26 protein-coding genes are annotated in these 24,171 nt (G+C 64.1%); 17 read left to right on the top strand and 9 right to left on the bottom strand.

What is annotated here, in order from left to right:
- Window positions 1-65 precede the first annotated feature (65 nt).
- From GJR96_RS03525 to GJR96_RS03515, 3 genes are all read left to right on the top strand, one after another.
- On the top strand, window positions 66-275 hold the full coding sequence (locus tag GJR96_RS03525; protein ID WP_151161665.1) for a hypothetical protein: 210 nt from the start codon (window positions 66-68) through the stop codon (window positions 273-275).
- 85 nt (window positions 276-360) lie between these two features.
- A complete protein-coding gene (locus GJR96_RS03520; protein WP_151161664.1) occupies window positions 361-738 on the top strand; it encodes a hypothetical protein in 378 nt (125 codons plus the stop codon).
- Between the two features lie 34 nt (window positions 739-772).
- The gene (locus GJR96_RS03515; RefSeq protein ID WP_058571306.1) at window positions 773-1,006 is read left to right on the top strand and encodes a DUF7385 family protein; all 234 of its coding nucleotides are present in this window, start codon (window positions 773-775) and stop codon (window positions 1,004-1,006) included.
- 77 nt (window positions 1,007-1,083) lie between these two features.
- Here GJR96_RS03515 and GJR96_RS03510 read toward each other — a convergent pair whose 3' ends face one another.
- The 3 genes from GJR96_RS03510 to GJR96_RS03500 all read right to left on the bottom strand — a co-directional run bounded on the left by GJR96_RS03510 (window position 1,084) and on the right by GJR96_RS03500 (window position 3,084).
- Entirely contained in the window at window positions 1,084-1,302 is a 219-nt protein-coding gene (locus tag GJR96_RS03510) for a hypothetical protein (RefSeq protein ID WP_151161663.1), read from the bottom strand.
- A 54-nt stretch (window positions 1,303-1,356) separates the two neighbouring features.
- Window positions 1,357-2,676 (bottom strand): RNB domain-containing ribonuclease, encoded by a 1,320-nt coding sequence (locus tag GJR96_RS03505; RefSeq protein WP_151161662.1) that lies wholly within the window; start codon window positions 2,674-2,676, stop codon window positions 1,357-1,359.
- A 105-nt stretch (window positions 2,677-2,781) separates the two neighbouring features.
- Window positions 2,782-3,084, bottom strand: a complete 303-nt coding sequence (locus GJR96_RS03500) for a DUF7562 family protein (protein WP_151161661.1) — start codon at window positions 3,082-3,084, stop codon at window positions 2,782-2,784.
- A 200-nt stretch (window positions 3,085-3,284) separates the two neighbouring features.
- Between GJR96_RS03500 and GJR96_RS03495 the strand changes: the two genes are divergently transcribed.
- Window positions 3,285-3,764 (top strand): RNA-binding protein, encoded by a 480-nt coding sequence (locus GJR96_RS03495; RefSeq protein ID WP_151161660.1) that lies wholly within the window; start codon window positions 3,285-3,287, stop codon window positions 3,762-3,764.
- 28 nt (window positions 3,765-3,792) lie between these two features.
- Here GJR96_RS03495 and GJR96_RS03490 read toward each other — a convergent pair whose 3' ends face one another.
- Window positions 3,793-4,470: a DUF1028 domain-containing protein gene (locus GJR96_RS03490; RefSeq protein ID WP_151161659.1), complete on the bottom strand. Its 678-nt coding sequence runs from the start codon at window positions 4,468-4,470 to the stop codon at window positions 3,793-3,795.
- Between the two features lie 156 nt (window positions 4,471-4,626).
- On the opposite strand from GJR96_RS03490, the gene GJR96_RS03485 reads away from it, so the two are divergent.
- Together GJR96_RS03485 and uvrA are read left to right on the top strand one after the other, a co-directional pair.
- Window positions 4,627-4,983, top strand: coding sequence for a cell division protein SepF (locus tag GJR96_RS03485; protein ID WP_151161658.1), 357 nt, complete (start codon window positions 4,627-4,629; stop codon window positions 4,981-4,983).
- Window positions 4,984-5,079: 96 nt separating this feature from the next.
- A complete protein-coding gene (gene uvrA / locus GJR96_RS03480; RefSeq protein WP_151161657.1) occupies window positions 5,080-8,028 on the top strand; it encodes an excinuclease ABC subunit UvrA in 2,949 nt (982 codons plus the stop codon).
- A gap of 100 nt (window positions 8,029-8,128) precedes the next feature.
- Here the strand turns inward: uvrA and GJR96_RS03475 are convergent, their stop codons facing one another.
- A complete protein-coding gene (locus GJR96_RS03475) occupies window positions 8,129-10,081 on the bottom strand; it encodes a COG1361 S-layer family protein (protein ID WP_151161656.1) in 1,953 nt (650 codons plus the stop codon).
- A 138-nt stretch (window positions 10,082-10,219) separates the two neighbouring features.
- Here GJR96_RS03475 and GJR96_RS03470 point away from each other — a divergent pair, with 138 nt between their 5' ends.
- The 4 genes from GJR96_RS03470 (at window position 10,220) to GJR96_RS03455 (ending at window position 14,201) form a co-directional block, all read left to right on the top strand.
- Window positions 10,220-11,209, top strand: a complete 990-nt coding sequence (locus tag GJR96_RS03470; protein WP_151161655.1) for an ABC transporter ATP-binding protein — start codon at window positions 10,220-10,222, stop codon at window positions 11,207-11,209.
- On the top strand, window positions 11,202-12,005 hold the full coding sequence (locus GJR96_RS03465; protein ID WP_151161654.1) for an ABC transporter permease subunit: 804 nt from the start codon (window positions 11,202-11,204) through the stop codon (window positions 12,003-12,005). Before GJR96_RS03470 ends, GJR96_RS03465 begins: the two co-directional genes overlap by 8 nt.
- A 53-nt stretch (window positions 12,006-12,058) precedes the next feature.
- Window positions 12,059-13,051: a WD40/YVTN/BNR-like repeat-containing protein gene (locus GJR96_RS03460; protein ID WP_151161653.1), complete on the top strand. Its 993-nt coding sequence runs from the start codon at window positions 12,059-12,061 to the stop codon at window positions 13,049-13,051.
- 67 nt (window positions 13,052-13,118) lie between these two features.
- Window positions 13,119-14,201: a geranylgeranyl reductase family protein gene (locus tag GJR96_RS03455; protein ID WP_151161652.1), complete on the top strand. Its 1,083-nt coding sequence runs from the start codon at window positions 13,119-13,121 to the stop codon at window positions 14,199-14,201.
- 45 nt (window positions 14,202-14,246) lie between these two features.
- Here GJR96_RS03455 and ygfZ read toward each other — a convergent pair whose 3' ends face one another.
- A complete protein-coding gene (gene ygfZ / locus GJR96_RS03450) occupies window positions 14,247-15,356 on the bottom strand; it encodes a CAF17-like 4Fe-4S cluster assembly/insertion protein YgfZ (RefSeq protein ID WP_151161651.1) in 1,110 nt (369 codons plus the stop codon).
- A 75-nt stretch (window positions 15,357-15,431) separates the two neighbouring features.
- Window positions 15,432-15,731 carry a DUF6432 family protein gene (locus tag GJR96_RS03445; RefSeq protein ID WP_151161650.1) on the bottom strand — a complete coding sequence of 100 codons (300 nt, stop codon included), beginning with the start codon at window positions 15,729-15,731 and terminating at the stop codon, window positions 15,432-15,434.
- Window positions 15,732-15,835: 104 nt separating this feature from the next.
- Between GJR96_RS03445 and GJR96_RS03440 the strand changes: the two genes are divergently transcribed.
- The 7 genes from GJR96_RS03440 (at window position 15,836) to GJR96_RS03410 (ending at window position 22,160) form a co-directional block, all read left to right on the top strand.
- Window positions 15,836-16,804: a DUF7093 family protein gene (locus GJR96_RS03440; protein ID WP_151161649.1), complete on the top strand. Its 969-nt coding sequence runs from the start codon at window positions 15,836-15,838 to the stop codon at window positions 16,802-16,804.
- A gap of 70 nt (window positions 16,805-16,874) precedes the next feature.
- On the top strand, window positions 16,875-17,255 hold the full coding sequence (locus GJR96_RS03435) for a DUF5611 family protein (RefSeq protein WP_151161648.1): 381 nt from the start codon (window positions 16,875-16,877) through the stop codon (window positions 17,253-17,255).
- Between the two features lie 236 nt (window positions 17,256-17,491).
- The gene (locus GJR96_RS03430; protein ID WP_151161647.1) at window positions 17,492-17,950 is read left to right on the top strand and encodes a universal stress protein; all 459 of its coding nucleotides are present in this window, start codon (window positions 17,492-17,494) and stop codon (window positions 17,948-17,950) included.
- A gap of 63 nt (window positions 17,951-18,013) precedes the next feature.
- A complete protein-coding gene (locus tag GJR96_RS03425) occupies window positions 18,014-18,691 on the top strand; it encodes a TIGR00266 family protein (protein WP_151161646.1) in 678 nt (225 codons plus the stop codon).
- Window positions 18,692-18,775: 84 nt separating this feature from the next.
- On the top strand, window positions 18,776-19,744 hold the full coding sequence (locus GJR96_RS03420; RefSeq protein ID WP_151161645.1) for an ROK family protein: 969 nt from the start codon (window positions 18,776-18,778) through the stop codon (window positions 19,742-19,744).
- Window positions 19,745-20,246: 502 nt separating this feature from the next.
- Window positions 20,247-21,707, top strand: coding sequence for an LVIVD repeat-containing protein (locus GJR96_RS03415; RefSeq protein WP_191965804.1), 1,461 nt, complete (start codon window positions 20,247-20,249; stop codon window positions 21,705-21,707).
- A gap of 120 nt (window positions 21,708-21,827) precedes the next feature.
- The gene (locus GJR96_RS03410; protein ID WP_058571282.1) at window positions 21,828-22,160 is read left to right on the top strand and encodes a NifU family protein; all 333 of its coding nucleotides are present in this window, start codon (window positions 21,828-21,830) and stop codon (window positions 22,158-22,160) included.
- Window positions 22,161-22,335: 175 nt separating this feature from the next.
- Here the strand turns inward: GJR96_RS03410 and GJR96_RS03405 are convergent, their stop codons facing one another.
- Window positions 22,336-23,742 carry a DUF402 domain-containing protein gene (locus GJR96_RS03405; RefSeq protein WP_151161644.1) on the bottom strand — a complete coding sequence of 469 codons (1,407 nt, stop codon included), beginning with the start codon at window positions 23,740-23,742 and terminating at the stop codon, window positions 22,336-22,338.
- Window positions 23,739-24,113 carry a DUF7532 family protein gene (locus tag GJR96_RS03400; protein WP_151161643.1) on the bottom strand — a complete coding sequence of 125 codons (375 nt, stop codon included), beginning with the start codon at window positions 24,111-24,113 and terminating at the stop codon, window positions 23,739-23,741. The genes GJR96_RS03405 and GJR96_RS03400 overlap by 4 nt, the downstream gene beginning before the upstream one ends.
- Window positions 24,114-24,171 lie beyond the last annotated feature (58 nt).

Below are 24,171 nucleotides of genomic sequence, written 5' to 3'. Positions count from 1 at the left end.
CGCCAGAGTAGTCGTCTACTTGTCGGCCCCAAAACGACTTCTTCGACTCGGCGCGAAGAGCGAGTGTGTTCGAAACCCCGTCTTCTACACACGGATACGTCCCAGTCGTCGCCGTGTTCTGGGTCTACGTCCTCCTCACGCTCGGCATCACACTCGCGCTTCGCGCACTCGGGATGCCCGGTAAGTGGACGCTCTACGTCTTCGTCGCCGTCGCACTCCTCCTCGTCGAGGCGTTCGTCCCACTCTTCAGCCGATATGCTCCGGGGACCGACTAGTCCGGCGGTTCTACTTCCGCTAAACCAACCACTTTCACTCCGCCCTTGGCGGACCCTCTTTACACCGTACTCCGACCGGTGGGATATGGAAACAGGACAGGGAACCCCGCCGTCGGACCCAACCGCCCTCTTCCGAGACGTCGTCTCCACCCTCCGCGAGACGCGTCGTGGGGTCTACCAGCACCGAATGGCGCAAGCCCTCCTCCAGAAGGACGCCCGCGGCTCGCGCTTGGTCGCGCTCGACGAGGACACCGAGCGAGCAGTCTTCTTCAATCCCGCATCGCGGACGCTCGAATCGGTCCCGTTCGACCGCGACGGGACGCACGAAGACGACGCCGAAGTCCTCTCACGGCAGTTGAGCGACCCGGCGTCGTGGGTCGAAGCGAACGTGGCGGTGCTCGCGTGGGTCCACCCGCACTTCCGCTGGGCGTGCGGACTGGACGAGCGGGGTGTCCAACCGTGAAGAATTATACGCCAGCCCTGCACACCACACTCTCATGAACGACGAGGAACTCGACGAACTTCGGTCGTCGCTCACGCCGTACGAATCCAGTGGCGGCGTCACCACCTACCAGAACACGGTCGCCATCGCCTGCCCTGCCTGTCAGGAACCCTTCGACGACCTGGTCGTCTGCGAAGACGACTACAACAGTCTCGAACTGAGCATGATGCTCGACCTGTGTGTGACCACGCACGACGACGACGTGCTGCTGTTCACGCACAAGCAGTAAGCAGACACGACACGCCTCGTGGCAGTCGCGACACGACTCACAGCAACGGCGACACCACTCGCGGGGAGGTGAGCCACTTACTCCGCGGCGACGCGTTCGGCGTCGATAGTCGTCTCTTCGACGAGCATCTCCACTTCGAGGACACCGTAGACGACCCACGTCACGACTGCCGAGACGACGGCGGCAGTCACACCCGCGCGGAGGCCATCTCGCCATCCACCGGTGACTGTGCCGACGAGGAACCCGACGACGAACGCGAAGAAGCCGTCTACGACGGTCGTTTGTGTTCTGTTCATACGTTCACGACGCAGCGTGAGATAAAAAGTGTAATCGAGAGTGGGTGTCAGCGGTTACTCGCGCGGCGGGAGGCCGTTTTCGTCGATGACCTCGCCTTCGTCGTCGACGGTGACGATGCCGCGATTGTTCACGGCGTAGGGGTCGAGGCCGACTTCTTGGAGGAACTGCTTGTAGAGTCGTTCGGCCGTCTCGGCGTCTTTCTGGCGGTCAGACGCGCGGTCACAGAGTTCGACGAGGTCCTCGGGAACGTCGTTCTCGTGGACGATCCAGTGGTTGATGAGGTCCGACAGGCGGCGGATGGGCGAGGTGAAGTGCCCGTAGATGTCGAAGTTGAGCGCGTAGTGGCCGCCGAAGGGGTCGTTCATGTACTTCGCGCGGGGCATGACCTTCAGCACGGCGCGCTGAATCTTGTTGAGCGTGCGGGAGTTCGCACTTTCGAGCGCGTCGTTGACGGCCTTGCGAGGTTCGTCCCACGACGTGGACTTGATGCTCACGCCGTCGAGTTCGGTAATCTCGCGGAGCGCCTTGTCCCACTGGTCGGGCGTGGGTTGCGGGTGGACGCGGTACATGGCCTCGACGCCGCGACTCCACATGAGTTCGTGCGTGACGGCCTTGTTGGCCTTCAGCATGCACTCTTCGATGATGGTGTGCGCGCGGTCACGACTCGGGTTGAGGACGAGCGACCCGTCTTCTTTGCGCTGTTCGTGGAGTTGGTCGGCGAGTTCGTAGACGAGGGCGTTCTCGTCGTGGAGTGGGAGTTCCGGGTCGTCGAGGCGGTTCTCACACTGCGTGTAGGTGAGGCGTTCGTCGGAGTGGATGACGGACTTGTAGATGTCGATAGATTCGAACGAGAGCGTGTCCTTCTTTATCTCCATCTCGACGGTGTGCGCCAAGCGGTCCTCGTTCGGAACGAGCGAACAGACCGTCTCGGCGAGGACCGGTGGGAGCATGTGAATCGTGTAGGCGGGAAGGTAGACGGTGTTCCCGCGCTTGACGGCCTCGGCCCACATCTCCGACCCGGGGTGGACGTAGTGGGTCACGTCGGCGATGTGGACCCACAGCGTGTACGTCTCCTCGTTCTCGCGGATGCTGATGGCGTCGTCGAAGTCCTGCGCGTCCACGGGGTCGGTCGTCCACGTCGTTAGGTCACGGAGGTCCTGACGATGTTCCAGTTCGTCTTCTATCTCCTCGTGGACGCCTTCGGTGCGGGCGCGCGCCTCCGAGAGGACTTCCGGCGGGAATTTGTCGCGAATCTCGAACTCCTCGAACAGTTCCTCGCGCTTGTTCTGGAGGTGTCGCGCGAGTTCGGCGTCGATTTCGACCGGGCCTTGCCCTTCGGCGGTTCCGGCGTACGCCTGCGCGTCGTCTGACATGGCCCCGTCTAAACGGGGCAGGGAGAAATGCGTGTCGGGGCCGAGGCGGTGGTATCGAAAAACGAAGTCACTCGCCGCCCGGACGCGACGGGACGTGGGTCTTCCTTACTGTCCGCGTTCATCCGGCGACTCGTACCGTTCCGTGACGGCGGCGAAGTACCGTGTGAGGAACTCGTCTGACGAGATGCCGTGTTCCTCGATGTCGACCAAGAGGTCTTCGAGTTCCTCGCGCGGTTGGTGACAGAGTTCTCGATAACACTCCTTACAGAGGTGTTCGAACCGCTTGCCGTGCCGTTCCCAGCGGTTCCCCTCTTTGTCGTACTCACGCGCCGCCGACCGGAGTACCGAATCGCCACATGCGATGCACACGACCGTCTTCCGGTCCCGGTTGGTCCGGGAGCGCCACATACGGGTGAGGTGGGCCCAACCGTACTTATCTGTTGTTCCGGTTCGTCCGACGGACGTCGCACGACTACTGCTGTTGTATCTGCCGTCGCTCGCCGTGGTGCCACACTCACCGCGGCCGACTGCGCGTCTTCCCGACGACGTGACGCAGTTGCTCGTCGCGGAGCGGTCGATTTATCGGCCGTGAGCGTCCACGACCCGATATGAAGGTCAAGTCTCGCCACCATCTCCGCAACGACGAAATCCAAGCGGTCAAATCGTCCGTCGAGTCGCTCCTCGGCGTCGAAATCGACGGCGACGCGTTCGAGGCAGTCGAGTTCGCGGACGCGGACTACGAAGTCGTCCTCGTCGACGGCGAACCGGCCGTCATGTACGTCGACGACGAACCCTTCCTGACCGTCAAGGGTGCGAACCAGTTCCCACCGACGAAGAACGTCGTCACGGTCGATGCGGGTGCCGTCTCGTTCGTCTCCAGCGGTGCCGACGTGATGCGCCCCGGTATCACCGAGGCCGACGAGAGCATCGACGCGGGCGACCTCGTCGCTATCGCGGAAGAGACCCACGGCAAAATCCTCGCAATCGGGCGCGCACTCGAAGACGGGTCGGACCTCGTCGGCGACTCCGGAAAGGTGGTCGAGTCCATCCACCACGTCGGCGACGACCTGTTCGACTTCTCGGTCTAACTCACGCGTCGGCGTCTGCCACGCTCCCTCACTCCTCGGCGTACTTTTCGAGGGCCGCTTCGTAGCCCTCGCGCGCCAGTGCGAACGTCTCGCGGAGGTCCCGAAGCGGCGTCTCCGTCGCGTCCACGCGCAGGTCGTCGTAGTACGGGTCCATCTCCCGGTCTTCGGTCGTCTTGACGACGACTGCGGCACTCTGAATCGGCAGGTCTTCGCGCTTGTCGCCGCCCGCGGCGTGGCCAGCGCCCAGTGCGTCGATGAGGCGTTTCGCCAAGGGGGCGTCGCGGCCTCCCTTCTCGTACGACTCGGCGACGGCATCGACGACTGACTCTCCCGTGAGTAAGTTGCCCGCGACGGTGTACTCGTCGCCCACGCGGTGCCCGGCCCACTCGTGGCACTCGTCGCCGGTGAACGCGAACGTCCCGTCGGCATCGACGCCGTGGAGTTGGCGCTGTGCGCGCCCGTCGTCGGCGTTCAAGAGCGCCTGAAGCGCGTCGTCGACGGCGAGGCCATCCGCGAGGTACGACAACCCCTTTTGGCCGAGTTCGACGTTCGTCAACGCCTGCGTCGCAATCGCGCCGTGTTCGCTCGCGAACGGGCAGAGCGCTCCCACGCCGGGTAGTCGGGTCGTCACCGCGACGCCGAAGCGGTGCTGGTCGATTCCGTCGTCGTCGACGTACGCCTCGCGGACGCAGATGCTGAAGGTCATGGTATTTCAGAGGATAACTGGGGTAAAACACCCGATGGAATCGGCCGACGACGCCGGTTGTCCGGGGGCGTGCTCCGTCTCATCACCGAGAACGTATCTGATGCCTGATAGTCGTCTGACGTAAGAACTAACCCTGTCGTGGCCTCTCTACGTCCTATGGGCATCATGAGCAAGATTCTCGGTGGTGGTGGCTCGAGAACTACCGAGGACTACGTCGAACTCGACCTCGACGACTTCGATACCGCCCGCGGGGAGGCCGGCATCTCGGTCCACATCGCGGATATCGGCGGCCAACAGGACGTCATCGCCATCAAAGACGCCGTCTACGATGGCGACATGGTCATCGCGGACATCACGCGTCACACGACGCAGGACAGCACGATGGAACACATCATCGACGACCTTCGACAGGTCGCGCGCGAAGTCGACGGCGACATCGTCCAGAAGGGTGACGACCAGATTATCATCACCCCGACGAACGTCTCCGTCGCGCGTCGCAAACTCAACTCCTGAACTGACCCTTTTATCGCGGGTGGGAGGCCCGCAACATGCGGTTCGGATGACCCGAACCGATGCCTATTCGGTCCCCTCGTGCCTAGAGTCGTCCGAATGAGCAAGGACCACATCGAGGTTCGCGGTGCCGAAGAGCACAACCTCAAGGACCTCGACGTCCGCATCCCTCGCGAGACGTTCACTGTCGTCACCGGCCTGTCGGGGTCGGGCAAGTCCTCCCTCGCGTTCGACACCATCTACGCGGAGGGCCAACGCCGCTACATCGAGTCGCTGTCGGCGTACGCCCGGAACTTCCTCGGCCAGATGGACAAGCCGAAAGTCGAGGCCGTCGAGGGTCTCTCGCCGGCCATCTCCATCGACCAGAAGAACGGCGCGAACAACCCCCGTTCGACCGTCGGAACGGTCACCGAACTCCACGACTACCTCCGTCTCCTGTACGCGCGGGTCGGCACGCAGTACGACCCCATCACGGGCGAGGAAGTCGGCGAGCAGTCCGCACAGGACATGGTCGAACAGATTCTCGAACTCCCCGAGGGGACGAAAGCGAAAGTCGTCGCCCCCGTCGTCCGCGACCAGAAAGGCGAGTTCAAAGACCTCTTTTCGGACCTCGTCTCCGACGGGTACGCCCGCGTCGAAGTCGACGGTGAGGAGTACGACCTGTCGTTCGAGACGCCGGAACTCGACAAGAACTACGACCACACCATCGACGTGGTCGTCGACCGGGTGAAAGTCTCACCGGACGCGCGGTCCCGCATCGCCGACTCCGTCGAGACGGCCCTCGAAGAGGCAGGGGGCGTCCTCAAACTCATCGTCCCGGACCCGCCGGAAGACCTTCCCTTCGCGTCCAACACGCGCTCCACCGGGTCGCTCGCGGGCGACGGCGACGACCGACTCGTCGTCGAGTTCTCCGAGGAACTCGGCAACCCGAACTCCTCGTTCCGCTTCTCCGAAATCGAGACGCGGTCGTTCTCGTTCAACAGTCCCCACGGGGCCTGTCCGGAGTGTGAGGGTCTCGGCAAGGCGAAAGAGGTCGACCCGGACCTCGTCGTCACCGACCCCGCGAAACCGCTGAAGCACGTCTTCGAACCGTGGAGTTACAACCGGACCTACTACCGCCGACAAATCGACTGCGTCGCCGACCACTTCGGCGTCAGCGTGAACACGCCCTTCGAGGACTTAGACGAGGAAATTCAGCACGCGTTCCTCTTCGGCACCACCGAGGACGTGGTGTTCGAGTGGACGACCAAGAACGGCACGCGCCACAAGGAACACCCCTTCGAGGGCGTCGTGGAGAACCTCGAACGCCGGCACGTCGAGACGGACTCCGACCGGACGCGCGACCACATCGAGGAGTACATGGCTGTCACGACGTGTCCCGACTGCCACGGGTCACGCCTCAAAGAGCAGTCTCGCCACGTCCGTGTCGGCGGCACGACGCTCCCCGAGGTCAACCGTCTCAGTATCGCCGACGCCCTCTCTCACTTCGAGGGACTCGAAACCGAACTCACGGACCGCGAGCGAACTATCGCACAGGAGATTCTCAAGGAGATTCGCGCCCGTCTCGGGTTCATGACCGAAGTCGGCCTCGAATACCTCACCTTGGACCGTGAGGCGGCGACACTCTCGGGCGGGGAGTCACAGCGTATTCGCCTCGCCACGCAGGTCGGGTCGGGTCTCGTGGGCGTCCTCTACGTCCTCGACGAACCCTCCATCGGCCTCCACCAGCGCGACAACGACAAACTCCTCAACACCCTCGAAGGCCTGCGTGACCTCGGGAACACGCTCATCGTCGTCGAACACGACGAGGAGACGATGCGCCGGGCAGACGAGATTATCGACATGGGCCCCGGTCCGGGCAAACGCGGCGGCGAAGTCGTCGCACAGGGTACGTTCGACGATATCGTCGCGGCGGACAACTCCATCACCGCCGACTACCTCTCCGGGCGAAAGGACATCGACGTGCCCGAGGTACGACGCGACGGCGACGGCGAACTCGTCGTCCGCGGCGCGCGCCAGCACAACCTCAAGGACCTCGACGTGCCCATCCCGCTCGGGACGTTCACGGCCATCACCGGCGTCTCCGGGTCGGGCAAGTCAACGCTGATGCACGAGATTCTCTACAAGGGACTCGCCCGCCGGATGAACGACAACACGTCGGTCGACCCCGGCGAACACGACGGCATCGACGGCTACGACGAAATCGAGACGGTCCGTCTCATCGACCAGTCACCCATCGGGCGCACCCCGCGGTCGAACCCCGCGACGTACACCGGCGTCTTCGACTACGTCCGCGAACTGTTCGCGTCGACGAAACTCTCCAAACAGCGCGGCTACGAGAAGGGTCGCTTCTCGTTCAACGTCAAGGGCGGCCGCTGTGCGGCCTGTAAGGGACAGGGAAACGTCAAAATCGAGATGAACTTCCTCTCGGACGTGTACGTCCCGTGTGAGGAGTGTAACGGCGCGCGCTACAACGCCGAGACGCTCGACGTTCGCTACAAGGGCAAGACCATCTCGGACGTGCTCCAGATGGAAGTCGACGAAGCACTGGAGTTCTTCGAGGCGAACTCGCAGATTCGCCGCCGCCTCCAACTGCTCCACGACGTTGGCCTCGGCTACATGCAACTCGGTCAGCCATCGACGACGCTCTCCGGCGGTGAAGCCCAACGCGTCAAACTCGCCGAAGAACTCGGGAAGAAACAGACCGGCGACACGCTCTACCTGCTGGACGAACCGACGACGGGTCTCCACAAAGAAGACGAGCGGAAACTCATCGACGTGCTCCAACGCCTCGTCGACAACGGGAACACGGTCCTCGTGGTCGAACACGAACTGGACCTCGTGAAGAACGCCGACCACATCATCGACCTCGGTCCCGAAGGTGGCGAGAACGGCGGCACCATCGTCGCCAGCGGGACGCCCGAGGAGGTTGCGACGAACCCGGATTCGCACACCGGGCGGTACCTCCGTGACTACCTGCCGGACGTGGACAAAGAAGGGCCGCGTTCGGACCGTCGCAAACCGGCGAAAGTCCCGAACGACGACTGAGACCGGACGCGCCGTTCGAACACCGTTCGAATCGCCCGTCGTCTCGGTTCGGATTTCCTTTTATCGCCGACGGAACTCCCGCAGCGACGGCAGTGCCTCTTCACCGCCGCCGGTACCACCAGTATCCCACGCCAGCGAGAGCGAGGACGGCGACGGCGGCCGGGAGGATGGGGAACGACGTGGCCGGTTCGACCACTTCGACGGCTACTTGCTGCGTTCCAGTCGTCAGTTGTCGCCCGGCGTCGTCAGTGTAATTCACACCCACCCCGACGGCCTGCGTCTTCGGAACTGCGTCGTCGCTCACTTCGAGGTCGAAGACGACCAGTCTCGTCTCACCTCCCTCCAGTCGCGGGATGAACGCCACAGCGTCCTCACTGGAGAGTGGTTCTTCGGCGACGAGTCGAACCGTCACGTCGGTCTGCGGCGTGTCCTCGGTGTTCGTCACCGCGAGGACGAGTCGCCCGGTGGAGTCGACTTCGAACGTCGCGTTCCGCGGTTCGACGGTGATGGTGGGGTTGCGTGCACTCGCCTCCGCGAGGACGTCGGTCCGGTCGAACGCTCGCATCTCGTCGCCCGGTGGCCGGTACTCGACGACGAACGGCAGTCGGCGTGGACCCGGTGTCGCCCCTTCGGCGAGGCCGATAGCGTACTCGAACTCGGCGGATTCACCGGGTCCGAGCGTCCCAACTGTAACTTCGAGGTCGGTCGGCGTCATCGCCGTGCCGTTGGCGTCGAGGCGAAGCACCACGTCGCGGGCCTCGCTCTCGCCGACGTTCTCGACGGTACCGGTCACGCGGCCCACCCCGCCGACACGAAGGGTACTCTCTTCGATGGAGACGCTGAACGCCGGGCCGGCACCGGGGTCGAGGCCAGCGACGAGTGTCTCGGTCTTTCGGCCACCGCCGGGATTGCGGAACGTGACGCCCACGTCGAGCGAGTACGGTCGGTCGAGGGCGTCGTCGGCGACGCGCGTTCGGAAACTCACCCGTTTGGTCTCACCGGGTTCCCACGCGCCGACGTACGCCTCCGCGGCAGGTGCACCCGCACCGAAGGTAATCTCGGAGTCGGTCGATTCGAGGGCGACGGTGGTCCCGGAGGCCGTCGCGTCGCCGACGTTCTGGAGTTCGAGTGTCAACGTCCCAGTGTCTCCGACGGCGACTGCCGAATCGACGTCGACGAGTTCGAAGGCGGCACCGCGAGTCGGACGGACACCGGCGACGATTGTTCGCGAGGTCCGTTGCTGCCCGTCTTGGTCTCGGTAGGTCACCGTCAACTCGACCGAGTAGTTACGGACGATGGCGTCCTCGGCGACGCGCGTTCGGAACTCGACGCGTTCGGTCGCACCCGCGTCCCAGTCGCCGACGAAACTCTGTGCGGACGGCACGCCGTCACCGAAGGTAACCTCGGGGTCTGTCGAGGTGACGGTCACGGTGGCGTCTTCGGCATCGACTGGACCGACGTTCGTCAGGTCGAACGCGATGGTGCCGGTGTCGCCGACGGCGAGCGTCGAATCGACCGTCTCCACGCCGAACGCGGGGCGGCGTTCGACGACGACTTCGAGTTCGCGCGTGATGCTTCGACTTCGGTGCGTGGTCTGGACGTTCTCGCCGTCCACGCGGACGGTCGAGGTGTAGTCGTAGGAGAACTCGACCGGAATCTCGTAGGTACCCGGCTTTGCTCCTTCTGCGACACGGAGTCTGAGCGATACGGGGCCGGAGACGCCCTCGGGAACGGTCCCCACCGGTATCTCACCGCTGGCGACGGTTATCGGCCCTTCCGATTCGGCTTCGAACGTCAGTGCACGGGCGGTCTGGACGAGTGCTTCGTACTCTTCGGGGCCGTCTTCGGTGATGGTGCCCGTGTTGACGACGAACACCTCGACGACGGATTCACTGCCGGCGACGAGGCGGTTCTCCGGTGCGACGAGAGAGAGGTCGGGGCTCCCCGAAACGCGCGTTACGGCCGCGGCACTTCCGGTCGCACCCACGAGGGTGGACAACACTACGAGGGCGGCGAGGAGTGCGACGCTCAGTCGCTGTGTACGTCGAATCATGATGGGTACCAACCGGCGGGGCGGCACCCGCGCTCGGTCGATTCATATTAGTCAGGTGTAATATTAACACCCACTCCAACTCTCACGAGGTGGAAACGTCGCGCAAGGAATAGGTTTGCCGCACACCTACGTCGTACTATGACCGTCCCCGCCATCGACATCGAAGGCCTGACCAAGTTCTACGGGGACGTACGCGGCGTCGAGGACCTCGACCTCACGGTTCCAGAAGGCGAACTGTTCGGCTTTCTCGGCCCGAACGGTGCTGGCAAGTCGACGACTATTCGACTCATCTTGGGCTTCCTCAAACCGACCGAGGGGACTGCGAACGTCCTCGGCGTCCCTATCGACGACCGAGAGGCCTTCCTCGACGTGCGAAGCGACATCGGTCACATCCCCGGTGACCCGCAGTTCTACGACGACGTGACGGGGCGGAAGACCCTCGACTACCTCGCGAGTCTCTCCGGCGACGAACGCCGAGACGAACTGCTCGAACGGTTTCCGGTTCCGCTCGACCGGCCGGTCCGTGGGTACTCGCGAGGCAACCGCCAGAAACTCGCCATCGTCCAGGCGTTCATGCACGAACCGCGACTGGTCGTGATGGACGAACCGACGTCGGGGCTAGACCCCCTCGTCCAACAGGAGTTCTACGAGTTCCTCCGCGAGGAACGCGACCGGGGTGTCTCGGTGTTCTTCTCGACACACATCCTCAGTGAAGTCCGCGAAGTATGCGACCAGGTCGCCATCATCCGGAAGGGACGACTCGTGGCCGTCGAACACATCGACGACCTCCTCGAACGGAGTGGGAAGGTCGTCACGCTCCAGACACCGGACACCATCGACATCGCGGACTTCGACTTCGAGGAGACCATCGACGCTCGGATAGAACCCGACGGGTCGCTCCGACTCGTCATCTCTGGGAACTACGATGGCCTCGTAGACGCCCTCGAACGATACGACATCGAGGACCTCGAAGTCCGCGAGACGGCCATCGAGGACGTGTTCATGCACTTCTACGACGCCGAGGACGGGGACGAATCTGAAGGTGCGCGTGGGGGGGCCGACGACGAGGTCCACCCTGTCGGAGACGATTCCGAACCCGAAGACGCGGAGGAAGTCGCCGATGCGTGAACTCGACATCGCCCTGTTCGAGTTCGACCAGCGACGGCGTGGAATCCTCATCGTCACCGCGTTACTCGTGGCGACAGTCGGCCTCACTATCGCCGTCTTCCCCTCGTTCGGGCAGGCGGACGTGGACTTCAACGAACTGCTGGAGTCGTATCCCGAAGAGTTCCGGTCCGCGTTCGTCGGGAGCGTCACCGACATCTCGTCGCTCGAAGGCTACCTCGTCGTCGAACTCTACCAACTCGTCTGGTTGCTCATCGTCGGGAGTTACTTCGCCTACGCGGCGGGGTCACTCATCGCCGGTGAAGTCGACCGGCAGTCGGTAGAACTGATACTCGTCCGCCCGGTGTCGCGCACCCGGTTCGTCGTCGGGAAGTTCCTCGCGATGCTCCCTGCGGTCGTCCTCGTCGATATCGTCGTCTTCGTGGCCGTCATCCTCGGTGCCGGTCTCATCGACGAGGAGATTCGAATCTCTCGGCTCGTTCTGGTCCACGCCGTCGGTGGCCTCTACCTCGTGGACTGTGTCGCCATCGGACTCCTCACCTCGGCGTTCTTCCAGCGAGTCCGGCGGGCACAGGGTGCCGCCATCGGCATCGTCTTCGGGACGTTCCTCCTCGACTCGCTGACGATGGACACCGACTACGAGTTCCTCGGTTCGCTCTCTCTCACACGGTACATCGACCCCGGCGAACTCCTCGTCGCTGGCGACGTCGACTGGGGCGGCGTAGCCGTCTTGCTCGTCACCACGTGCGTTCTCGTGGTTCTCGCGGCCGAGGTGTTCGAACGCCGCGACTTGTCCTGAGCGGCCACCACGCTGGCTTACTGTCTTTTCCCGGTAGACAACCTATCTCTCGTATGCACCTCTACGCGGCAGCAGACGGCGCAGTGCTCTCCGTCTCGGGGACGCCGGACGACGCGCACACGCGCCGTCACCTCGACGACCACCGAATCGAGTGTGTCGCGGCAGACCGGCGCGTTCCTGAACGAGCACTCTGCGGCACCTTCGACGCCGGTCTCTTCCGAACCACGGACGGTGGCGAGACGTGGCACGCTGTCGGGACAGACGTACTCCCCGAGTCGGTGACGAGTCTCGCCGTTTCGCCGGCAGACCCGAACGTCGTCTACGCCGGAACAGAACCGTCGGCGGTGTTCCGGTCACTGGACGGCGGGGAGACGTGGACCGAACTCCCGCCGCTTTCCGACCTTCCGTCGGCGTCGTCGTGGGCGTTCCCACCGCGGCCGAGTACACACCACGTCCGCTGGATAGAAGTCGACGCGTCGGACCCGGACAGACTCTTCGTCGCCGTCGAAGCCGGTGCACTCGTCCGCTCACTCGACGGTGGTGAGACGTGGCGTGACCGCGTCCCGACCAGTAAACGCGACACCCACTCGATGACGACGCACCCGGACCGCCCCGGACACGTCTGGGACGCCGCTGGCGACGGATACGCCGAGAGCGACGACGGCGGCGAGACGTGGACGACGCCGACCGAGGGCCTCGAACACGGCTACTGTTGGAGCGTCGTCGTCGACCCGGCGGACCCGTACTCGACGCTCTTGACCGCGGCGCGAAGTCCGATGCGTGCGCACTCGACGGGGTCCGCCGAGAGCTATCTGTACCGTGCTCGCGGCGGCGGGCCATGGGAACGCCTCGACGACACTGGCTTGCCGACTGGGTCTGGCGTCACTCGTGCGGTCTTAACAGCGGGCGTCTCCGCTGGCGAGTGCTACGCGACCAACGACCACGGCCTCTACCGGACGACCGATTTCGGCGACTCGTGGACACGTCTCGACATCCCGTGGCGCGACGAGCGACGGACGGCGTCTGGCCTCGCCATCGTCGGGTGAGTGCGGTCCCCCGAGACTGTTCGACCAAAGCGAGAAGATTCATTGGTCGTCGCGTCAACGCCCGTGTATGTACGATTTCGCCGTCGTCGGCGTTGGTCCTGCCGGCGCGCGGTTCGCCCGTCGTGCGGCCGAGGCCGGATACGACGTCCTCGCACTGGAGAAAGGTGAGGTCGGCACGCCGCTCGCGTGCTCCGGGCACGTAAGCACCGATATCTGGGAGTACGTCCCCGACGAGGCCCGCGACCACCTCTTTCAGAACCGCATCTACGGAGCCGATTTCCACGTCGGCGGCCCGAACTCGAAGGCGTATCCCTTCTACAAACAGACGGAAGTCTCGAACGTCATCGACCGCGTCGAACTCGACCGAACGCTCGCCGACTGTGCCCGCGAGGCCGGTGCCGACGTTCGTGAAGGCCACACCGTCACTGCAATCGAGGAGTTCGACGACAAGGTCGAACTGACTGTCAGCGTCGCCGGCGAGGCTGGAACTGTTTCGTTCGACGCGAAGATGGTCGCCGGGTGCGACGGCCCCACCTCGCGGGTCCGCCGGTCACTGGACCTCCCCGAACCGGCAGAGACGCTCCACGGCGTCCTCGCGTTCGACCCGGAACCGGACGACGGAGACTTCGTCGACGTTCACCTCACGGTTCCGCGGTTCTTCGCGTGGCGCATCCCCCGCGGCGACGCCGGTGTCGAGTACGGACTCGCCGCCCCACCGGGTGCGGAGGTCAACGAGATGTTCGAAGCCCTCACCGACACCTACGACGTGGAGACAGAGCACTTTTGTTCGGGGGCGATTCCAATCGGCCCGCCGAAGCGCACGACGACGCGACGTGCGTTCCTCGTCGGCGACGCCGCCGCGCAGACGAAACCGTTCACCGGTGGCGGGATTCTCTACGGGATGACCGCCGCCGACGTGGCCGCCGAGACTATCGACCCGGATGACCCCGAGACGCTGGCCGACTACGAGTCCGCGTGGCGAGACGAACTCTCGACGGAGATTCGACTCGGTCACCTCGTGCGGAAGTGCTACTCGTTCCCCGAATGGCTCCAACACGTCGGTCTGTGGTCGCTCTCCGGAGAAATCGGTGTTCACATGGACAAGCCGAGTTCGTTCTTCTCGCGCGAACACCTGAAGAAGTTGTTCTGACCGGCGAAACCGGCGGTGGCTCGCTCGGTGTCCCGGGTCTCTACTTCACTCCGGGTACGTTGGAATCCGTGCCGAGCGAGCGCTCCCCTCGACGAACGGGAGCGATTCGACGGTGGCCGAGACCTGTTCGTCGTCGACGCTGATGGTGAGTTCGTCGGTGTCGATGTCGTAGTTCACGAGTGCGAACCCGATGGGCGACCCGAGGTTCGGACTCTCGACGGCGCGGGTCACGGACCCAACGGAGGTGCCGTCGACGAGTACGTTGGACCCGCCGAACGCGTCGATACCCGCATCGGGACGGGACTCGGCCCGGAACCCGACGAGTCGACGCGACGGCTGACCGCGGTTTTCGACCTTCGAGACGACTTCTTGGCCCACGAAGCAGCCCTTGTCGAAGTCGAGGGCGTTGCGGACGCCGACGACGTTGGGGATGTTCCCTCGGAGTTCCGTCTCGAACAGCGGTGTCCCGGCCTCGGCGGTGAGGCTCTCCCACGTCTGGTAGCCGACGGGCACTGCGGGGTTGCCGTAGAACAGGAGGGCGTCGAACACGTCTTCGGCGTCTTTCGCCCGGCAGATGAGGTCGTAGCCCTCTTCGCCGGTAGGGTTGTCCGAGGCGATGACCGTCACACCGTACTCACCGCCGATAGACCCGCGGACGAAGGTCAGTTCTGGTTCGGGTGCGCCGGCGCCCGAGAGGATGCTCGCCACCTTCTCGGTCGACTTCGACCCGTGGACGCCGAAGACGGCGAACTCCTCGGAGGCGTCGCGGATGCGGACGCGTTGGAGGAACGTCTTCGAACGCCACTCTTCGACGAGCGGTTCCGCGCGGTCCGGCGGGGTGAAAATGAGGAGTCGCTCGCCGGCGTTGTAGACGTACATCTCCGTCTCGATACGGCCGTCTGGGTCGAGGAGGAGCGCGTAGACGCCTTCGCCGTCTTCTGTCGGGACGTTGTTCGTGACCGCGTTGTCGACGTACTCGACGCGGTCGTCTCCTTCGACGGCGACGACGCCGTATCCGTGTTCGATGACTCCGACACCGTTGCGGACGGCACGGTGTGTCCGGTCCGGTCGGCCGTAGTGGCTCACAACCTCGACTCCACCGCGCGTCTCGAACGTCGCACCGTGGGCCTCGTGGATGTCGGCGACGAGTGTCATGACTCCCCGTTTGGCCTCAGCGGGTAAAACCCTCACACTCCGCGGTCGTTCGTCGCGACGAGACTCGGGTTTCGACTACAACCCGAGGCGTTTGCGCAGGCGGTCCAACAGCGTCGCGTCGTTCTTCATCTCTTCACTCGGGTCTGGAACGACTCGCTCGTCTGGGTGGATGAGGACGCGTTGCTGCGCCTCCTCGACCACGATGAGGTTTTCCGACTTCAACGCCGACAGCGCGTCTTCGATGGTGTCGATGTCGGCGTCGACGGCAGCTCGGAGTTCGAATACCGTCATCCCTTCGTCGTGGCGGTCGACGAGCGCATCGAGTACCGCGACTTCGATGTCGCGGCGGTTCCGAAACTCCCGCCTCGCTCTCATAGCCGATACATCGTTCGCCTCCCGTTTACCTGTACCGACCGTCTGACACTCGTCTGACTGTCAGGGGGTAGCTTTTTGTTCCCGAACACCGGAATCCTCGCGTAATGGGACTTACTTGCCGTCTTCTCGGGCACTCGTACGGTGACCCCGAGACGGAACGGGAGCGCGAGGAACGCGGCGACGAGGTGGTTGTGTCGATTAGAGAACTGCAAGTGTGTAGCCGATGCGGGCACGAACAGGTCATCAGCGAGAACAAAGAGGTCACAGCTATTCGGACGCCCGAGGAAGTCGGGATGACGGAAGGCGAAGTCGAGACGGCGGCGGCGGGGTTCGAACCGGCCAACCCAAAGCCGGGAACTTCCGAGGCCAGCGGTCCGGACGCCGAAGCAGAGGCACCGTCGGAGACCGATACTGCGCCCGACATCGAGACGGCGCCAGACCCGGAGACCGAAGCAGTCGCGGACGCCCAATCGACGCCGGACCATCCGGCGGTCGACGAGACAGTCGAGGCCGACGAGGCACCTGAGGAGGCCGAACCGCCAGTCACCGACGACGCCATCATCCTCGACGACGAGCACGACGACGAGGCCCAGCGTGACCGGACGCAGTGGCCCGACGAGGTTTCGGACGTCGACACCGACGAGTCGGCACCTGCACCGGCCCCAGACGGCGACGACGCCGAGTTCATCGACGCCGACGCGGAAGCGGACACCGCTGGCGACGCACCGAAACCGACGCGCGAGCACGGTGCGTGGCCCGAAGCACCGGGTGAAGACGAGGGATGGGACGCGAAACCCGACGACGGCGAACCGGCCTCTGTCTCGTTCGGCGGCGGTCTCACGCCCGAAGTGAACGGGTCCGTGAATCCGGCGTCCAACGGCGAGTACGTCGAAGCGGACGACGCCGACGAGTTCGTTCGAGCAGAAGAGACCAACCTCGAGGCGCCAGACCAGGCAATCGAGTACTACTGTCCGAACTGCGGACACTCGCGCGCGGCCTCCGCGTCGTCGATGCGGGCAGGCGACATCTGCCCCGAGTGTAAAAAGGGCTACATCGCAGAGCGCGAGGCCTGACCCCGCCACGCCATCACAGGCGTCGTAGAGTCGCGAAACAGGTAAACCATCCCCTCTCGAAAGTGGCCGCATGAAGGAGTACAAGATGCGTCGTGGGGAGACGCTCGAAGAGCGAATACCTGACATGGAAGCGACCGTCGAAGACTACTTCGGCCCCATCACGGGGACCGAGGATTTCAAAGGGAGCGACCTGTACGTCGTCGGCGAACCGAAGAACCCCGTGTTCAAGCGTGTCGTCGTCGGTGCCGTCAAGTACAGCGGGAAGAAGGACCGCCTCGCGGTCAACTTCGAAGAGGCGGACCCGACCGACCTCTCTCCCGACGACCTCGAAGCGGCCGGTGAAGCCGTCAACGCGAAAAACGAGTTCCTGCTCGAAGCGACGGGCCGCGACGCGAAGTCGCGCCGTGACTCGATGAAGCGCGCTGTCGAAGACGACGCACCGGACTACTAGACGAGTCCGCCTCGGATTCGAATTCTCTTGCACACCGTCACTGCCGAGCGTCACGCTCACTCGACGCGGCGGGCAGAGCGGACGCCACCGACGCGAGCGACGCCGACAGAACATACATAGTGATACGGCGTGACGTGACACACGAGCGGCGGTAGACGGCAATGGACAAAATATTTTTTCTAAAGTGAGTAAAAACTCCCGCCACGGTTAAGTGATATCGGGTCGAACGGCGTGGTATGGCCATCGAAACCATCTTGCTCGCCGTCGGCGCGGGCGATGCGGACCGAATCGACCGACTCGCAGAAGAGACGATAGATATTGCCGGGCCGACAGGTGCGACAGTCGTCGTCGGGCACGTCTTCACCAAAGAGGAGTACAACGAGGCACTCGACAACCTCGACTTCGATATCACAGCCGAGGAGGTTTCGGGTGACGACGTCGCGCGCCGACACGCGACGGTCCGCGAACTCGTCTCGAAGTTCGAAGACGAAGACATCTCGTACGAGATTCGTGGGCCAGTCGGCGACCACGGAAAGAAACTCGTCGAACTCGCGGGCGAAGTCGACGCCGACCGCCTCATCGTCGGCGGCCGCAAACGCTCGCCGGCGGGGAAGGCCGTCTTCGGAAGCCTCGCACAAGAGGTCATGCTCGAATCGCCGTGCCCCGTGACGTTCGTCCGTGCAGATACGAAGTAGCTTCCAGTCACGCGCTTTCTGTCCGGGGATACGTACATACCGTGGTGCGTCGTCATACCCCCCATGGACCACACTATCGACTATCGTCCAGCATTCGCCCTCCTGACCGTCTCACTCGACGAGGGCGAGTCGATACGCTCAGAAGCCGGTTCTATGGTGAGTTTCGCTGACGGTATCGACATCGAGACGAACGCCAACGGAGGCCTCTTCGGGTCGCTCAAACGGAGCGTCCTCGGCGGCGAGTCGTTCTTCCAGAACACGTTCCACGCACGGACCGCGGGTGACGTTTCGCTCGCCCCACCGCTTCCCGGTGACATCGTCCACCAGCGTCTCGAAGACGAGACGATGTACGTCCAGTCGGGGTCGTACCTCGCGTCCGACGTCGCACTCGACCTCGACACCTCGTTCGGCGGTGCGAAGACGTTCTTCGGCAGCGAAGGCCTGTTTCTCCTGAAGTTGGAGGGGACTGGCGACAGTTTCCTGTCGAGTTACGGTGCCATCCACGAAGTCGAACTGAGCGACGGCGAACACTACACTGTCGACACCGGCCACATCGTCGCCTTCGACGGCACGGCCACCTTCTCGGTCGAACGTGTCGGCGGCCTCAAATCCACACTGTTCAGCGGCGAAGGACTCGTCTGTACCTTCACGGGACCCGGAACCGTCTGGCTCCAGTCGCGTAGTATGGACTCGTTCCTCTCGTGGCTCATCCCGAAACTCCCGAGCACGAACACGGCGTAGTGACGTGGGAATCGCTACCGTCTCGCGAGTAAATCGACGCGAAATCCCGCTTAGTTAAGTGGCGTGCGCATCCCTATGGTGACAATGGCGTACTACGTGGGTGTCGACCTTGGGGCGACGAACGTTCGCTCAGTCGTCGCCGACGACGAGGGAGAAATCCTCGGACAGGCCCGTGATGGAACGCCCCGTGGGCCGACCGGTATCGCGGTCACCGAGGCGGTTCTCGGCGTCGTCAGGCGGGCATGTGCGGAAGCAGGTATCGACCCGAGTGACGCAGTTGCGTGTGGTATCGGTGCGATTGGTCCCCTCGATTTGGCCGAGGGCGCAGTCGAGAACCCGGCAAACCTGCCGGACACCATCGACCGAATTCCGTTGACTGGGCCACTCTCTGTCCTCTTGGACACGGACAACGTGTACCTCCACAACGACACGAACGCCGGCGTCATCGGCGAACGATTCCACTCCGACCGGAACCCCGACGACATGGTCTATCTCACTATCTCCTCGGGTGTCGGCGCGGGCGTCTGTGTGGACGGGCACGTCCTCGCCGGGTGGGACGGTAACGCCGGTGAAGTCGGTCACATGACGCTCGACCCGAACGGGTTCATGACCTGTGGGTGTGGTCACGACGGCCACTGGGAGGGGTACTGCTCGGGGAACAACATCCCGAAATACGCACGCGAACTCCACCAAGAAGACCCAGTCGAGACCGCACTCCCCATCGACGACCCCGACTTTTCTGCGGTCGACGTGTTCGAACACGCCGGCGACGACGAGTTCGCCGACCACGTCGTCGACCAGGTGGGACACTGGAACGCGATGGGTGTCGCCAACATCGTCCACGCGTACGCTCCACTCATCATCTACGTCGGCGGTGCCGTGGCACTCAACAATCCAGAGTTGATTCTCGACCCAATCCGTGAGCAGATGAGCGACATGGTGATGTCGAACATCCCCGAGATTCAACTCACGACACTCGGCGACGAAGTCGTCGTCGAGGGCGCACTCGCGAGTGCGATGACCGCTGGAACCGGTGACCGGTCGCGACTGTAAGGTCGCGAGGATTCGATGGTTGCAGCGCTCTGGAACCGGCGACCGGTCGCGACTGTTCGTACACACGATACTGACCCGATAGTTCGAGTTTCGGAGACGCCGTCGGGAATACTCTCGACTCCTTCTTTGGTTATCTCGTGTGATATTTGGCGGCGTACTCTTATAATGGTCCTCAGAAAATCCGATGACGTGCACCCGGCGGCGCCCACTTACTGGGTGCGTCGGTCGACGTGTCCCGTTCCCGTCGACTCGAACGGTGCACGGGCGTTCCACCGGAAGCTACGAACGGGAACTTGGTCGGTACCCCCCCACCACCATTACCGACCGTCCGACCCCGCCGAAGTCTCTTCGGCGGGCAGACGGACTTCGTCCGTCGACGCCGATGGGGAATCTCCCACCACCCACCCACCCGAATTCCCCATTCGGCGTCACTTTCGTTCTCACGCGACTCGCTGGTGAGCGACGCCGTCCGACTTTTCACCTCTCCCCACCGAGTACGAACGTGGACCGTCGCCAGTTCCTCCGTGTCGTCGGTGGCACCGCACTCGCCGGTGTCGTCGGCACATCTCGCACCTCCGTCGCGCATCCCGGTCCCTTCGAACCACTCGGTCGCGTCGATATCGAAGGGGCGAAGGAGGCAGTCCTCTCTCCTGACGGACAGACGGCGTTCGTCGCCGCGACGAGTGGGTACGCGACCGTCGATATCTCGTCACCGGACCGCCCAGAAATCCTCGCCGAACGACGTGGCCTCCTCTCGGACCACGAAGACGGTCCCTTCCGAAACATCTACGACGTGAAACTCGATGGCGACACACTCCTCGCCGTCGGCCCGGCGAATCCGCTTCCGGGTTCTCCTGCGGGCGTTCTCGTCGTGGACGTGTCGGACCCCGCTGCGCCGACCGAACTCACCTTCCACGAGACAACCTATCCGATACACAACTGCTTCGCCGCCGATGGCCGCGCGTATTTGACCGCCAACGACGGCGACGAGAACCCACTCGTCGTCCTCGACGTGGAGTCTGGGACAGAACTCGGGCGCTGGTCGCTCGTCTCGGTGGACGACCGGTGGGCGGACGTTCGCTCGTCGCTTCGGGCCGTCCACGACGTGTTTGTGCGCGACAGCATCGCCTACATCTCGATGTGGGACGGCGGGACGTGGATTGTCGATTTCACCGACCCCGAATCGCCCTCAGTCATCGGTGCTATCGAACCGGGCGACCCAGATGCTCTCGCAGAACTCTCCGGCCGAGAGCGGTCTGTCGCAGGGCGAACACCGCCCGGCAACCACCACTCTGCGGCGACTGACGAGTCCGGTGACCTCCTCGGCATCGGCATCGAGTCGTGGGGTGTCGAAGTCGAACGCGACGACGAGACGACGGACCTCGTCGGTGGCCCGAGTGGTGTCGAACTGTGGGACATCTCGGACCCGGCGAACCCGACCCATCTGTCGACCATCGACCCGCCGACCAGTCCCGACCCGACGGTCAGCGGCGTCTGGACTACCGCGCACAACTTCGACTTCCACGACGGCAGACTCTACACCTCGTGGTACCGCGGCGGCGTCAAACGGCACGACGTCTCGGACCCGACGGACCCGGTCGAACTCGCGTGGTGGCGCGACCCAGAACGGACCAACTTCTGGACCGCGCAGTTCGCCTACCCGTTCGCCGACGAGGGCGTCTTCGTCGCGTCGAGTTGGGGATTCGACGACGTTTCTGGCGCACTTTACACGTTCCCGGACCACGCCGGCGAACAACAGAACGCACCGACACTCGGTCCGGAGACGACGACCGAATCCCTCGTCAACACGCCGACGCCGACCGATTCGAGCAGTCCAGTGGCCGAGACAGCGGTATCTGACGGTTCGTCACGAACCGACGTTCCGGGATTCGGTATCGGCGTCGGTGCTGCTGCGCTCGGTGCCGCCGGGTGGTGGTACCGTCGCCGCGTCCGTCGGGACTGAAGGCGACGTCACCCTCCCGAGCCGAATCTATCACGAACGACCGCGACAGCCTTTCTCTCGCCCGCCGATGCGTGGGGAGAACCGTTCCATTCTAATCCGTGGCCCCCGAACCGTCGAGGTATGAGCGACGAGTCGGAGAGTCTCAAAGAGCGCGTCGAGACGTGGATGGTCGGCCAGATGCCAATCATCCAGATGCACGGCGGCAACAGTGTCGTGCGAAAGGCCGATGCCGAGTCGGGGGAAGTCGTCGTCGAACTCGGGGGTGCGTGTGCAGGGTGCGGTATCAGCAACATCACCGCCCAGAACATCCAGTCGGACCTCATCATGGAGTTCCCAGAGATAGAGGACGTACAGGTGAAAGTCCCCAGTTCTGGTGACCACGGGAGCAGCACCGTCGAAGGTGGCCGCGGCGGCGAATTGCAGTTCGGTGACGAAGGCCCCGGGCACTTCTGACCCACTTTTTTTTACGGAGAGTGAGTCGCCGGAGGCGACCCCCGAACCGTAAAAACCTGTCTTCGTGAGCGGTAGCGAACGAAGGCTCGTGAGACGAAGTGCGTCTCACGGTGGAGGAAAAAAGGCCGAACCTCGCTTCGCTCGGTTCGGTTGGGTAGCTTGCGTCCCCTATCTCTCACCCCGACAGCGCCGACTCCAGACTCGACGCTACCGACCGCGCTTTCTCGGCGAGTTCTTCGGAGATGTTCCCCGCGCCGACTGCCTCGTCTAACTCGTCGTCGTCCACGCGCTCGACGGTTCCGTCGGCGTGTTTCACCACGTCGACGTGCAGGTCCACGTACCGAATCTGGTCGGGGAAGCACTCGACCGGCGTGCAGATGTTGACGTAGGTGCCTTTGACCTGTCCTTCGGAGTCTCGGTACACCGTCGGGTACCACCAGCGGCCTTCGCGGAATTTTGTGACTGCGACGTCGCCCGATTCTCGGTCCACGTCGAGGGCGTCGTAGGTGCCGCCACCGCTCATCTGGCGGCGAATCTCGACGGTTCCGTCCGGGTCTCGCTCGGTCACTTCGCCCGACCCGAGTTCGATGAGTCGGCCGTCGGGCTTTCCGTGGCCGATACCCACGTCGTCGCCTTCGAGGGGACCGAACTGGGCGGTTACCACGTCGAAGGGGAATTCGCCTTCTTCGGCCGACGAGCAGAGTGCTTCCGCGAGGTCTACACCTGCGGACGCCTTCGGCGACGCCGCCTTCGTGCGGTGGTGGCCGGGCATCGTCGTCTCGACGGCCCGGCGGTGGTCGTCGAGTTCGAAGCGCGTCTCGCGCCCGAACCAGAGCCACGTCGTCTCCGTCGGTGCGGCGACCTGTCGGGGTCCATCGACCGGTTCGTCGAGGACTGCGTCGAGTTCGGCGGCGATGGTCGCCGCCCGGTCGAGGGCGTCGTTCAGTGCACCCATGTCGGCGTCGACGGCGTCGCGGTGCCAGCGGATGCCCCACCCCTCCGGCGGGTCGCCGCCGAGGAGGTCGGTCATGCCAGCGAGTTCCCGTGCTGCGGCCTCGTCTCTCGTATCCACGCGGACGCCCTCTGCATCCGGTTCGAGCGTGGCCAGACCAGCGATGGCTCGAATCTCTCCCGTCAGGTCGTGGCGGCGGTCCGCCCACGGCGGGGCCGACTCGGCGACCTGTACTCGTACCTCGTCGCCGACTTCGACTCGACCGTCGATGTCGCCATAGGAGAGATAGCCGTCGGTCTCGCCGAGGTCACAGAGTGCGCCGCCACCGAGCGTCTCGGTCACGCGGGCGTCGAAGACTGCACCGGTCGGCGCGGGGTCGTCCCAGTCGAACGTGTCCAGACCGAGGTCGGAGAGGAGGTCGGTCGCCTGTTCGACTGCGCGGGGCGACCCGGCCACGCCGACGCCCTGCCGGTCGCGGGTCGTCTCGATGGCCACGTCGTGGTCGGCGGCGTCGAACTCGGCGTCGAATCGCTCTCGGATAGGGCCGGACGCCTGTACCACGTCGTGCCCCGCTTCGAGGAACAACCGAGTCACTGCCGTGGTGTAGATGCCGCGGACGCGAACGTTCATAGGTCGTCGGGGTCGCGGGCGAACGTGACCCGTCCGTCGACAGTCGGTCCGAGTGTGAGTTCGACCGTGTCGTCGGAGAGGATACGACCACCTTCGATTGGGACGCCCCACGAGTCGAACTTGAGATATCCACGTAGCGATGCGCCGTGGGTGTAGAGGTCGACGTGGTCCACGGTGTGTTCTTGTACGTCGCTCGCGCTGTGTGCCATCTCCATATCCGAGTAGAACGTGCCACCGTCACCGAAGAACGTCGCGAGGTGGTCGGCGTCTGCTTCGACTGACTCCCGGACGTGTTCGGACGCCGCTCGGAGGTCGTCGGTGTCGAGACCGACTGCCCGAAGCGCCGCCTGTTCGCGTGGGTCGAAGTGCATATTCGCCCTTCGGTGCGAGGGTTTTAACCTCACTCGGTCGGGCGCAGTGCTTCCCGTT

This window comes from Haloferax litoreum (genome assembly GCF_009674605.1).
Lineage (GTDB): Archaea > Halobacteriota > Halobacteria > Halobacteriales > Haloferacaceae > Haloferax > Haloferax litoreum.
This window is presented reverse-complemented; position numbering and strand designations above follow the sequence as displayed.